This is a genomic window from uncultured Romboutsia sp. (assembly GCF_958366745.1).
In the GTDB taxonomy this organism is placed as follows: domain Bacteria; phylum Bacillota; class Clostridia; order Peptostreptococcales; family Peptostreptococcaceae; genus Romboutsia; species Romboutsia timonensis.
In genome coordinates this window covers 21,924-35,028 of the sequence record NZ_CATXCO010000006.1, presented here as the reverse complement: position 1 = coordinate 35,028, position 13,105 = coordinate 21,924, and the positions used below count along the sequence as shown (strand labels likewise).

At 24.0% G+C, this 13,105-nt stretch carries 14 protein-coding genes and 1 pseudogene; 10 read left to right on the top strand and 5 right to left on the bottom strand.

What is annotated here, in order from left to right:
• Positions 1 to 79 precede the first annotated feature (79 nt).
• The gene (locus Q5F54_RS01285; RefSeq protein WP_288526661.1) at positions 80 to 751 is read right to left on the bottom strand and encodes a hypothetical protein; all 672 of its coding nucleotides are present in this window, start codon (positions 749 to 751) and stop codon (positions 80 to 82) included.
• Between the two features lie 255 nt (positions 752 to 1,006).
• Here Q5F54_RS01285 and Q5F54_RS01280 point away from each other — a divergent pair, with 255 nt between their 5' ends.
• Positions 1,007 to 1,900 carry an XRE family transcriptional regulator gene (locus Q5F54_RS01280; RefSeq protein WP_288526662.1) on the top strand — a complete coding sequence of 298 codons (894 nt, stop codon included), beginning with the start codon at positions 1,007 to 1,009 and terminating at the stop codon, positions 1,898 to 1,900.
• A gap of 279 nt (positions 1,901 to 2,179) precedes the next feature.
• Here Q5F54_RS01280 and Q5F54_RS01275 read toward each other — a convergent pair whose 3' ends face one another.
• Positions 2,180 to 2,368, bottom strand: coding sequence for a hypothetical protein (locus Q5F54_RS01275; protein WP_288526663.1), 189 nt, complete (start codon positions 2,366 to 2,368; stop codon positions 2,180 to 2,182).
• Between the two features lie 1,800 nt (positions 2,369 to 4,168).
• Positions 4,169 to 4,492, bottom strand: coding sequence for a helix-turn-helix domain-containing protein (locus tag Q5F54_RS01270; protein WP_302168811.1), 324 nt, complete (start codon positions 4,490 to 4,492; stop codon positions 4,169 to 4,171).
• A gap of 285 nt (positions 4,493 to 4,777) precedes the next feature.
• Between Q5F54_RS01270 and Q5F54_RS01265 the strand changes: the two are divergent.
• The 7 genes and pseudogenes from Q5F54_RS01265 to Q5F54_RS01240 form a co-directional block, all read left to right on the top strand.
• Positions 4,778 to 4,927: pseudogene (locus Q5F54_RS01265) on the top strand (MerR family transcriptional regulator); the annotation flags it as partial.
• A gap of 253 nt (positions 4,928 to 5,180) precedes the next feature.
• Positions 5,181 to 5,942: a ParA family protein gene (locus tag Q5F54_RS01260; protein ID WP_288526666.1), complete on the top strand. Its 762-nt coding sequence runs from the start codon at positions 5,181 to 5,183 to the stop codon at positions 5,940 to 5,942.
• Entirely contained in the window at positions 5,935 to 7,251 is a 1,317-nt protein-coding gene (locus tag Q5F54_RS01255; RefSeq protein ID WP_302168810.1) for a ParB N-terminal domain-containing protein, read from the top strand. The genes Q5F54_RS01260 and Q5F54_RS01255 overlap by 8 nt, the downstream gene beginning before the upstream one ends.
• A 66-nt stretch (positions 7,252 to 7,317) precedes the next feature.
• Positions 7,318 to 8,019 (top strand): Fic family protein, encoded by a 702-nt coding sequence (locus Q5F54_RS01250; protein ID WP_288525561.1) that lies wholly within the window; start codon positions 7,318 to 7,320, stop codon positions 8,017 to 8,019.
• Positions 7,985 to 8,290, top strand: coding sequence for a nucleotidyltransferase domain-containing protein (locus tag Q5F54_RS13210; RefSeq protein ID WP_369124050.1), 306 nt, complete (start codon positions 7,985 to 7,987; stop codon positions 8,288 to 8,290). The genes Q5F54_RS01250 and Q5F54_RS13210 overlap by 35 nt, the downstream gene beginning before the upstream one ends.
• Positions 8,291 to 8,359: 69 nt before the next feature.
• On the top strand, positions 8,360 to 8,869 hold the full coding sequence (locus tag Q5F54_RS01245; RefSeq protein ID WP_288525563.1) for a hypothetical protein: 510 nt from the start codon (positions 8,360 to 8,362) through the stop codon (positions 8,867 to 8,869).
• A gap of 3 nt (positions 8,870 to 8,872) precedes the next feature.
• Complete coding sequence (locus tag Q5F54_RS01240) at positions 8,873 to 9,055, top strand: hypothetical protein (RefSeq protein ID WP_288525564.1); 183 nt, start codon at positions 8,873 to 8,875, stop codon at positions 9,053 to 9,055.
• 41 nt (positions 9,056 to 9,096) lie between these two features.
• Here Q5F54_RS01240 and Q5F54_RS01235 read toward each other — a convergent pair whose 3' ends face one another.
• Complete coding sequence (locus Q5F54_RS01235; protein WP_288525566.1) at positions 9,097 to 9,675, bottom strand: recombinase family protein; 579 nt, start codon at positions 9,673 to 9,675, stop codon at positions 9,097 to 9,099.
• Positions 9,676 to 9,929: 254 nt separating this feature from the next.
• Between Q5F54_RS01235 and Q5F54_RS01230 the strand changes: the two genes are divergently transcribed.
• Positions 9,930 to 10,838, top strand: a complete 909-nt coding sequence (locus Q5F54_RS01230; RefSeq protein ID WP_288525567.1) for a hypothetical protein — start codon at positions 9,930 to 9,932, stop codon at positions 10,836 to 10,838.
• Between the two features lie 148 nt (positions 10,839 to 10,986).
• On the opposite strand, the gene Q5F54_RS01225 is transcribed toward Q5F54_RS01230, so the two are convergent.
• A complete protein-coding gene (locus Q5F54_RS01225; RefSeq protein ID WP_288525568.1) occupies positions 10,987 to 11,139 on the bottom strand; it encodes a hypothetical protein in 153 nt (50 codons plus the stop codon).
• A 651-nt stretch (positions 11,140 to 11,790) separates the two neighbouring features.
• On the opposite strand from Q5F54_RS01225, the gene Q5F54_RS01220 reads away from it, so the two are divergent.
• Positions 11,791 to 13,104 (top strand): PqqD family peptide modification chaperone, encoded by a 1,314-nt coding sequence (locus tag Q5F54_RS01220; RefSeq protein ID WP_288525569.1) that lies wholly within the window; start codon positions 11,791 to 11,793, stop codon positions 13,102 to 13,104.
• The last annotated feature ends 1 nt before the right edge of the window (position 13,105 follow it).

Here is a 13,105-nt window from a genome sequence, read left to right as displayed (position 1 = left end):
AAGAAAATAGCCATTTTATATAAGTTAAAAATGGCTATTTTGTCTACAATCTGAGCCTATCAATTAATTTGATAGGCTTTTATATAGTATTGTAAAAAGTTTTGGGTAAATCTAAAGGTCTTGCTCCATGTTTTTCATTAAACACTATATTTCCGTTTTCATTATAATCATAACTTTGTCTATTCCATTCCAATATAGCACTATTGCTTATATATGAGTTATTCATATTATCAACTGCTCTTATCATTTCTTTTTTTATTACTCTATTTTTCTTATGTTCTATTTTATATTCACTTAAATTTTTACTTATATACTCTCTCATATATGAATGAGTATATACTAACAGTTCTGCTATTTCTTTAGCATTATAACCTTTTGTATATAAAATCTTTATATGTTCTTTATGTATTTGTTTCTTATATTCTTCATTCTTTATTCTATTTTGCTTATTTATCTCTTTGAACTCTTTTAAGTTTCTTTGAATATATTTCTGAACATTTTCATATTTATGTCCTAGTTTATTTGCAATTTCCCTAGCATTATATCCAACTACATATAAATCTTTTATATCAAAGTTACAAGATTTATATAAATTATCCCTTTTTAACTTATTCCTTAAATGTAATTCTTTATAATTATTTAATCTTATATCAATTATATGTTTAATTTTTATTTCACTTGTATTAAGTTGCTTTGCAATTTCAATATAAGTAAATCCATTCATATATAACTTTTTTATCTTATCATCCATAATATCTCTCCCCTTAAAAAAGTATACACTTATGCAAATTTTTTAAAAATGTATGTTTTGCATGGACATTTTTCTGACTTAATTTATTTTTATTTCCGTCGTAAAATGTATTTTTTTGTCATTTATAATTCTATAGTATCATTTTTTAGCATACTAGTCAACTATTTTAATTATATTTTATGCGACTACTGTATTTTATATTACTTTTATTTATATAACTGTGTAAAATACTAATATATTAAGGTGGTGATTTAATTGAAAATAAATAAATTCCCAGATAATTTAAAAATGATTCGCAAACAATCTCAATTATCTCAAGAAGAACTCGGAAAAAAAATAAATGTGTCAAAACAAACTGTATCTAAATATGAAAAAGGTATCGTAGAACCCAATTTCCATACCTTAGTTGAGATTTCAAAAGTTTTCAATTGTTCTTTGGATTCTTTAGTTTTCGGCAATATTAAGTTAAAAAGCAAAAATCCCGCTTTATTGAATTTAGAAATTGAAAAAAAAATGAATTTATTTACTAAAGAAATATCAGATACAATTAATAACTATTTTGAATATGATAATAATTTAGATTCAACTGAAGAATACTCTGAAGAATTATCTCAATTTGATATTGTTAGTTCATACTATTGTAAAAACAAAAATGTAAATAGCATAGATATTGAATTCTATACTAACAATAATATTATAATTTTTAATGCTCCTAAGTATAAACATTTAACAAATCTATCAGATAATAAATTTAGTGATATTCCAATTTTAGCTGATGTATCTGCTGGTTATCCATCATTTACATTTGATGATATTGATAAATATTTTAAAATTCCTAAAAAATATTTATCTTTAGGGAAAGATAAATATTTTATTCTAAAAGTAAATGGAGATAGTATGAATAAAATATATAAAAATGGTGATTATATACTTGTTCAAAAAACATCTCATGTTGAAAATTGTACACCTTCGATAATATGTATTGAAAATGATTATGCTACATTCAAAATATTCTCTAAAGATGAAAATTTTATATACCTTAATCCTTGTAGTTCTAATCCTAAACATCAAAAACAAATGTATCCTTTGAATAAATACAAATATAGAATTATCGGTAAGGTTCTAGGAGTAATAAATGAATATGAGTAAAAAAGATAGAGTAGTTGAAGTTATATTTGAAAACAATGATATAGTTATAAGAAAAAAGAAGTAAAATTATAATAAAATTAACAAATACTAGGACTCTTTGATACATTCATTATCTGTTATAGATTTCTTCTTTCTTTCTTAACCTCCTATTAATTTAATCTGTTGTGCTAGTTATTTTACTAAACATATTGAAATTACTATATAAAGTTTTTGAACTATAAAAATATAGTTTACTAGGCTCTAGTATTTTCAATAATCATATTTAACTAGCACAACGAGTTAATTTAAAACATCTATACTAGATAAATATAATTCAGAATCTAAAAAATTAGGTTTACCCAAAAGAAAACATATAACACTTTTATCAAAATCTAATAAATTAACTTGTAAAGAATCAAATTCAAAATAATAATAATAAACATGACCAACAGACAAACCATTAATTAAAATATCACACCTTTTTTTCATAATAAAAACCTCCAAATATTTTTTAATCATTAACTTAATCTCATACTCTAATAATTCATGAATCAATTATTGATTTTAGTATTTTTTGTATTGCTTCTTATTAACAAAACTAAACTATATGAATTTTATAAATTCTTATTTTGGGCAAATGCTCTTTCATAATAATCTTTCCCAAAATAATTGTTTATTTCATCTTTTTCACTTAATTTAGTTTCTATGTTTTTTATAGAGAACTTAAAAATAATTTCCTCGTAGAAAATAGCGGATACTTTTCAATAATAGTATTAATTCATATAAACTAATATATTACAATAATTATTTTGAATTTAAAGCACAATTCCCTAGCCAACCTGGAAGGAGGTTGTCCATTAGGCTCTTTTGTTCGTTCTGCAATTTGTATTCGTAATTATATTATTTTAAATATCAATAATGGAAAACTTAATTTCTAAATGATAGAACCGGAACGAGTGAGCTGAAATCGGACGCAGTTATTCCCTTATGTCACTAGAAATATATATCTAGACATAAGGAAATAACTGCATCAAAAACGATAGAACCGTATACTCGGTCACCTCATCATCTCACACCCTTTCTGTTACGTGTAAACACCCATAAACTTTCTGCACTATGGTTCTATCCTAGTGCTTATATCTGTTTATGGTTCCCGATACGCTAGTATCCTAGAACTCCCACACCCGACCTTTTCGTAGTCGTCACGCTCGAACCCGTACTGCCTAAAGAAAGGGACTAGGCTTATCTGTACGGAGGCTCACTTTCTGCATTGGCTGAACTCACCTGACGTAATTTTAAGTGTTTAACGGCTTCTCACTATATGTCATATAGGCGACATGTAACCTTCCTTATTTTCTAAAATCATTCTAGTAATATACTTCTATCATTTTTCTAATTATCGAGGTTAGAATTAATCCTCCATAGGGTTCTAGCACATACCCCTATGACATAGTGCTAATAATAATTATCAAGGATATTATCAATCCTTCCGTTGCATCAAGCTCTTTAGCTACGGTCTATGAGCTCTAAATTTCCATATGTAAATTTACAATTAAAAAAGCCTAGATATATATTAAATATCTAGGCTTGAAAATTTCTTATAGAACGTTACCATTTCTAAGAGAGTAAAATCTCTCTTAGAAAATATACGATTTTTACTTAAAGTATTTTAGTTACTAAAATACTTACTCAAAATAGAAACTAAAATATTTTATTAAACATAAAAGAATTTGCTTAAAATAATTGAAATTATAAACAAAATCTGTTATAATAAATGCATATTTAAGTAAAAAAAATTGAAATCTACATAACACAAGTTATTTAATATAGTATCAGTATATTAAATCGCTATAATCATTAATCGGTCGCCAAACCAATTAATGATTCGTGATTGTTGACTTTTGTATTTAATTGTTAATTTATATTAATTGTAATATAAATTGACAAAAAATACAAACATTATTTTTTTACTTTTATTTTAGAGAAGGATGAAAAAGGAATTATCTTAAAATTTTGAGGTAATTCCTTTTTTATTTTATATGAAAAGCATTTAGTTAAATGAAAATATAAAATACATACAATATTTTTTCAAAAAATAAATAAAATTAAATTTATAGTTATTTCATAAATCGTAAGAATATATATTTTTCAAAAATGGAAAAATACCTAAAAAAAGACTATAAATTTATACTCATAGCCTTTCAAATATTCATTTCTTAACCTAAAGGAGTTAAATATTTTGTTGCTATCCAACCTACTGTACCATTGTTTATTAGTAAAAATAATATTTTAATATATATTTTTCTTATTATTTATCACTCTGCTTATAGTTGCCTTGCTCCATCCAGTTACATTTGATATGTAACTATAACTTTTACCTTCATTTTTTAATTTTCTTATTCTATCTATATCTTTATCAGAAATTTGTTTTTGTTTACCTTGAAACTTTATATTTTTTCTCAAACTATCATTTTCTATTTTTAAATAATCAATTATCTTATTCTTTTCTGCTAACTGTTTCTCATAATATAAAACCCTTTCATTATATTCCTTAATATACTTACCAACCCAATTATAATCCTTTTTCTTTTGTTTCTTTAGTTTCTTTAGCAATGTAATACCTACTTTCATAGTTTTATATGTATAAGAAACTATTTCTATATAAGAAAATATAATCCTTTATATAAATTCAAAAGACTATATAAAGAATTTAATAAATATATAAAAATATATTTAAATATATGTAAATGTATTGAAATGTATGCAAAAGCATGTTATAATATATCTATAATAAAAAAAGAACATATCCAAACGGAGTATGCCCTTATCACCAAAATAAAGTATACTCCATTTGTTCAAATAAATCAACGGAGGATAAATAAAGTGAGGTAATTTTAATTGGATATATATAAACCTAAAGATTTTGCAGATAAAATAAATGTTACAGTAAATACATTACAACGTTGGGATAGAGAAGGCACTTTAAAGGCTGATAGAAGTCCTACAAATAGACGATTCTATACAAATAGACATTACAAACAGTACTTAAATAATATAAATAAATATAATGATAAATCTATAGAGGAAAGTAAAAATATTGAAGTTGATATAAGATTAAGAAAAGAAAATTCTATCTTTATAGTAGAAATACAAAATATTAAAACTAAAGAATATGTGGAAATGTATAGAACTACTTCATATGAACACTCTATAGATTTGGCAAATAAATATATAAAAGATTTTAACATGATAGGAATAGATATAAACGTTACAAATGATATTAAATAAGGAGAATATAAAAATGAAAAAATTAAGCATTTTAAATATAAAAGGCGGAGTAGGAAAAACAACAAGTACAATAAATCTAGCATCTACCTTAGCAGAAGAAGGAAAGAAAGTTTTAATAGTAGATATTGATGCACAATCAAATTCAACTATGTTATTTAAAGCATATGACATTGATGCTTTATCAGTTTCAGATATTTTATTAGATAAGAATATAAATGTTGAAGATGTAATAAAAGGTACAGATTTTGATAATATAGATGTATTACCAAGCAATATTTCATTAGCTTTTACTGAAAAAAAGATATTACTTGATGTTACTAGAAATCAACAGAATAGATTAAAGAAAGCATTAGAGCAAGTTGAGGATAAATACGATTACTGCTTAATAGATTGTCCTCCTAGCTTAAATATGATAACTATAAATGCCCTTGTTGCGAGTGATGAAGTTATAGTACCTATAAAAATTGATAAATTCGCCTTAGATGGTTTAGGTTATTTATTAGAAAGTATAAATGAAATAAAAGATGAATTTAATGAAAATTTAAAATTTTTAGGATGCTTTATAACTATGGATAATTCAACAACAGTAAATAAAGAAATTAAAAAGGCTTTAAAGGATTTACTTGGTGAAAAGATGCTTGATACTCACATAAGACAAAATATTTCAGTTGTTGAATCAACATTTGAACAAAAACCTGTAATATATTATAAATCTAAATCAAATGCAAGTAAGGACTATATAAAATTAGCTAAGGAGGTATTTAAAAATGGCTAAATCAAAATTTAGTATTTCAGAAGGTATGCTAAATAGTATATCTAAGAATATTGATAAATCAAATCTTATTGATGCAAAAGAAAATTTTAAATTTGATTACATAGATATAGATAAATTAAAAGTTAATAACAAAAACTTTTATCCTATAATAGATATTGAAACTTTAGCAGAAGATATTTCTATAAATGGTCTTAATCATAATCTTGTGATTAGACCTATAGAAGATGGATTTTATGAAATCATAAGTGGTGAGAGAAGATATTCAGCTTTAAAATCGTTGGTCGATAAAGGCGATAATAAGTATAGTAAAGTTCCTTGTAAAATAGTTAATTTGAATGATGTAGATTCTGAAATAACCTTAATACAGGCAAATGCACAAACTAGAGAACTTTCAGATGCAGACAAATTAAAGCAAATAGAAAGGCTAACTGAACTTTATAAGGAGAAAAAGAAAAACGGCGAGAAAGTAACAAATATAAGAAAATTAGTTTCTAAAGATATTGGACTTAGCGAGGGGCAAGTTGCAAAATATTCTACTGTAAGTAATAACTTAATCCCCGAATTAAGAACAATACTTGATGAAGGTAATTTAAGTATCTCAAATGCAACAGAATTTTCAAGTTTAAGCGAAGAAAATCAAAAAATTATATTAGATATAATAAATAAAAGAGTTGATATTAGCAGGAATGAAGCAGTTGAAATAAAGAAACAGTTAAAAGAAATTGAGTTAGAGAAGAATAGAATTATAGAAAGAGAAAAACAAAAATCAGAAGAAATATTAAAATTAAAATCAGAAAATGAAACTAAATCTATTGAAATTGATACAAAAATAGAACAAGTTAAAAAAGAAATATTAGAAAACTCTAATAAAGAAAAGGAAGAGTTGATAAAGAAATTAAACTCTTTAGAAGATGATAAAAAGAAATTAGAAAATGAAAAAGAAGAACTAGAAAACTCTATAAAAAATTCAAATGAAAGCACAAAAGAAGAAATAGAGCATGAAGTTAATCAGAGATTAGAAGAAATAAAAAGTCAATTTGAAAAAGATAATCTAAAGTTAAAAGAAGAAAATAAAAAACTAAAAGAAAAAATTAATAAAAATAATAACCTAGATGAAAAACAGATATTGAACCAAGAATTAAAAATAAGATTAAACAATACTATAAGAGATATATCAAGAGTAGCTGGTCTAATGGCTAATAATACTATTATAGATGAAGATACTTTAAGTCTTGTTAAAAAACTAAAAAATGAACTAAGATTTTTAAATGAACAAACTGAGTTGTATAGTTCTCAACAAAAATTTTAATAAAGAGCCAATAGTTTATTACTATTGGCTAAATATTTATAACATAGGAAGTAAGGTGATTTGAAAATGAATAATAAATTCTTAAATGCATTATTAAAAACACAACATTTAAAAAATTCACTATATGCAATCTTAAAGCATAATTTTTTATATCATTCTAATAAAATCGAAGGAAGCACATTTACAACAGAAGCACTTGCATTATTATTAGATAAGAATGTTGTAACTGGTAGGCATACCTTAGATGATGTTCAAGAAACTGTAAACTCAAGTTATGTATTTGATACAATAATTGAAACATTAGGTACAAAGATAACACATAAATTTCTAAAGAATTTACATTCAAGTTTAATGTTTAATACTACTTTACATTCAAAAGGTTTCGCAGGAATATATAAAACTATTCCTAATATGATAATAGGAACTAATGCAAAAGTATCTCAACCTTTTGAAGTAGAACCTAAACTTGATGAATTATTAGAATGGTACTATAACCTTGATAATATTACTATAGACAATATCGCAGAATTTCATTATAGATTTGAACTAATACATCCATTTCAAGATGGTAATGGTCGTATAGGAAGGTTTTTAATGTTAAAACAAATGTTAGAAAATAATTTACCTTTAGTAATAGTGTCTTGGGACACAGAAGATTTATATAGAAATTCTTTAAACTTATGCTCCATTGGTAATTATAGTTCACTAAGTACATATTTAAAATCATTAACAGATTTTAGAGAGGACTATAAAGAATTTTGGTGTTAATATAAAAAAACTTAAAAAGGTAGGAAGTAAAAATTATATATATGAAGTATTAAAAACGGCTATTCTATATGATGAAATAGAAGATATAGAAATAAATTGCATAGATGTATTCGGTTCAAGAGTAAATGGAAATTATAAAGATAATAGCGACTTAGATATATTAGTTAAATATAAAGCCGATATAAAAGAGTGTTATGTATTCAACTCGCTTAATAGTTTAGGTATAGAGTATAACGGTCGGGTAATTGATTTTTTCCCTATACAATGCTAGTATCTATTAATATTAGCATTGTATATATTTATATTAGAAATTATAATATTATTAATTAGGAAGGTTAAAATGAAATATAAAATTGTAGATTTAGATGATACATATAATTTAAAAAATTTCAAATGTGAAAATACATCAATTAATAATTATCTATATCATGATAGTTATTATAAACATATATTAAAATTGAATAGAACAAAATTAGTTGTTGATAATAATAATATATTAGCTTTTTATACTATAAGTACTTGTGAGTTAAAAACAATAGATATATGTAATGATATAATAGAAATACCTGTTTATGAATTAGAGTATCTAGCAGTAGACTTAAAGTATACAAAGCAAAAAATCGGAACAAATATTTTAAAAAGAGTTATTGCAGATGTAGAACAATATTCTCAAAAATTTGGAGGTTGTTATTTAATATTACGAGCATTGAAAGATAAGGTAAAATGGTATAGGAATAGAGGTTTTGTTCATATCTTAGATAAGGGACATAATGACCCTAATACAATTACCCTTTCTTGGAATTTAAGAGATAAAGAGTTAATTGATTCATACTTTGATGAGGAGGCATAAAATATGATTAAATACGAAAATTTACCAATAGCTGAAAAAGTAAAAAAACAAAAAGCCTTAATTAAATTATTAAACATTGGAATAGATAAAGAAACTAAGAAAAAACGAGATAACTTTATGATGGATGCTAGAAAGAAATATGCTAATGATGTATTTGAAGATGAACAAACTTTATATGTAGATTAATATATAATACCAAGAAGGGTATGATTAAATCCTTCTTGGTATTATTTTATATATTCTTTTTTATATCTTATTAATGTACTTCTACTTATTCCTGTCATACTTGATACTTCATTGTATGAATGATTTTCAAGTAATTTTAATGCCATATCTCTTTGAGCCTTTTTGAATTTCTTTGGTCTACCTAAAGTTGCATCTAAATCTCTTTTCATTTTTATTTGCTTACCCTCTAAGGTTCTTTCTACAATCATATCTCTTTCAAATTCTGCAAATGAAAAAAATATATTTCTTATTAATTTAGATGAAGGAGTATCATCCATTACTCCAATATTTAAAACATTTACTCTAATACCTTTATCTATTAATTCATTGACTATTTTAGAGCCTTCTATCATACTTCTAGCAAATCTATCTAATTTAGTTACTACTAATGTATCTCCTTGCTCCAACTTATTTATCAACTCATTAAACGAAGGTCTATCTGATTTAGTACCCGTATAAATATCTTTATAAATATTTTCTTCTTTTACTCCATTTTCTAATAATAATTTTTTCTGTCCTTCTAATGAATTTCCTTCACTTGCTTGTTTAACAGTACTAACCCTTATATATCCATAAATCATAACTCAAATCTCCTCATTTTATATATATTTATGATACCAAATTATGACACTATTGTATATATTGATTTTACTACCTTAATTTTAATGGTTTCATATTTAAAATTATGATACTTTATTATTTTGATTAAATTCTAATGTATAGATTATATTTTCTTTATATAAATTCTCAAAAATACATAAAAGTTATGTTATAATTATTGTAATACATATGAAATACAATATAATACAATACAAATACATGGAGAATAAATGATATGGCAGAAATCAAAGGAACATCACTTAGAGTAAATGAAGATGATTTAAAAAAATTCAAAGAGTATATGAAAGAGTTTGATTTAACACAAGCAGAAACATTTCAAGCAATTATAAATTCTTTTGAAATGGCTAAAGCAAAGAATTTAATAACAGATAGAGCAAAAGAAATCGAAGTATTTCAAAGTACTGTAAATAACTTAACAAGTATGTTTATAAGTTCATTGGCTATAAATCAAACATCAGAAGAACGTATCAGAGAGAGTTTAAGTGCAGAACTTAATACAAAAGATAAACTTATATCAAATTTGCAAGAAGATAAGGATAAATATAAAGATAAAATAAAAGCATTATCTACTTCAGTTGAAGAGTATGAAAATACTATAAATAAAATAAATTCTAATTTATACAAATCTAATAAAGATAATGAAGATAAAACACTAACAATAAATAATCAATTAGAGCAGATAAAAATATTAAATGAAATAGTCGCTGAATATAAGGAATTTAAAGATACCAATAAAGTATTAGCACATTCTAATAAAGAATTAACCAAGAATAATAATGATTTAGTGCATGAAAATTTAGATTTAAAAGATAAAATATCGAATGTAAAAGATATGAATAAATTTTATAAAGAGCAGATATTAAAATTAGAGGAAGAAGTACGTAAATTAAATGCTGAAAATAATAATAATAAAGATAAATATGAAAAAGAAATAGAACTACTAAAAAATACTCAAAATAAAAAAATAGATGATATAAAACTTGAAAATAAGATGAAGTTAGAAGAAAAGGAAAAAGATTTTGAAAATAGATTAGAGTTTGAAAAAGAGAAGATTCAACTTGAAGTAGAAAAAATAAATAGTAAATATAAGTTATTAGAAATCAAATATAATGAACTTAAATAAGAGTACTCTAAAAATTTTAATAATAAAGAATATCTTAAAAAATAAGATTAAAACTCAATGGATTATGTTATTATATAAATATAAAAAGGAACTGAAATCTATTTGCACTAGAATGATGTTTCCATTTAAAAAGATTTTTAATAAAAAATTATTTGTAACGTTTGAACTTGATTTTTATATCAAGTTCTATACCACTCTTAGTTTTCGTCGAACTAGAGTGGTTTTTTAATTTTTCAGATATGTAATTAGTCAATAGACCAAGACATATTGTACCAATAGCACCTATGACAATATTTATCATTCATTCCATACTTCCTCACATCCTTCTGTTAAGAGGTAGGTTTTATATTTGGTATGGAAACACCACTCTATAAATTTCAATTTCTATATTTATTATACCAATGTATGTAATCCATTATCATCCTTTAAATAAGTTGTATCTGTAACTTTTTTAAAAATAAATAAAATATAGAAGGAATTTAATACCATATGTTGAATTTCTTATTTATAAAAGATATCGATAAGATTAAGTCTTTTATAAATAAGAAATTCAGGTTAGCTATTGTTCATTATATTTATAATCTACATATAATGTTCATATAATTTTTTAAAAAAAGGAGGAATAAAGAATGTTAAAACCACAAGCACAAAATCCACAAATAGCAGGATGCCTATTAACAGGCGGACTAATACCAGCTTGTTTAAGCATATTATACATAGCAGGATAAAAAAATATATATAACAAATATACAAGGGAAATAATTATAAATATTGTTTATAAGTTAATTTCCCTTGTATGCTATATAGGACAATTCGTGGTATAAAAACTCCTAAAATTTTTATTTTTACATCTTAAAAATTTTATGTGACATAAAACATAACTTGGTATGTAGGTTAATTAGTATATTAAGCATATATTTATTTTATAAAAAGATTAAAGAGGGGATTAAATATGAAATTCGTAAGATTAAGTGATAGAGCTTATATATTGAAACAATGTAGAAAAATAAATATATATATAAGAGAAGAAAATGGTGCGTTAAAGTATGAAGAATTAAATGAAACTGCATATGAAATATTGGATTTAGTTAATAAAGGTACTAGTATTATAGATATATCTAAAAAGTTAGCAGATAAGTATAATGAAAAAATATCTGATGTACAAGAAATAGTTCAAAACTTTTTGATAGATTGTAGAAGTAAAGGATACATTGAAATAAGTACAGGGAGTAAAATATCTAAAAATAAAATATTTGGTGATGTAAATATGATAATTCCACATCATATGTTAATTGAAACAACATATAGTTGCCCTCTTGAATGTAGGCATTGTATTAATGAGTCAGGAATACACAGAACAGAACGTATACCATCAGATGTTTTAATAGAAACATTAAACAAATTAAGTGAACTAGGAACGAAAGAAATAACTCTTACTGGTGGAGAAGTAACAACTAGATCAGATTTTGTAGATTTAGTTAAATTATGTAGTTCTAAATTTCAAATGTTGAATATTTTGACAACAGGACATTTAATTACTGAATGTATGATTTCAGAGATAGAGAGATGCTGCAATAAGAATATATTATGGCAAATAAGTATAGATGGAAATGAGGAAACTCATAACCACATTAGATGCAATAGACAAGCATATAAGAGGGCTATAAATGCCATTAAAATTCTAAAAAAATATGATTTTTTTGTATCTATATCTTCAACTATACACAAAGATAATATAGACCAAATGGAAGATATATATAAATATATTAAAGAATCTGGAGCAGATAGGCTACGTTATGGAATAATTATTGAAAAAGGTAGAGCAGAAAAAAATAATATATCAATAAATAATGAATTTTTACAAAGACTTAATGCTATTAGAAAAAAGTATAAGCATGAAAATCTATTAATAAATGAGGATTTATCACAATTAAATATGAACATAAAAAAAGAAAAGTGTGATTTAGGTGTATACATATTAAGTATTAAAGCAACAGGGGATATTGTTGCATGCCCAGGCTTTGATTTATCTTTAGGAAATATAAATCAAAGCAGCTTAGAGAGCATTTTATCAAGTAAAAAAGCTGATATATTATTGGATTTGAAATCTCCAACAAAGTCATTGTGTGGAGACTGTTCAAGCATACAAGAATGTAAAGGATGTCATGCAGTTCCTCTTAATAAAAAAAGTAACGTATGCTCTTGGAAAATACAAAATAAAAATATATTAGATGAATTTTTAGAAGTAGAAAAGGTGACTTATTAAA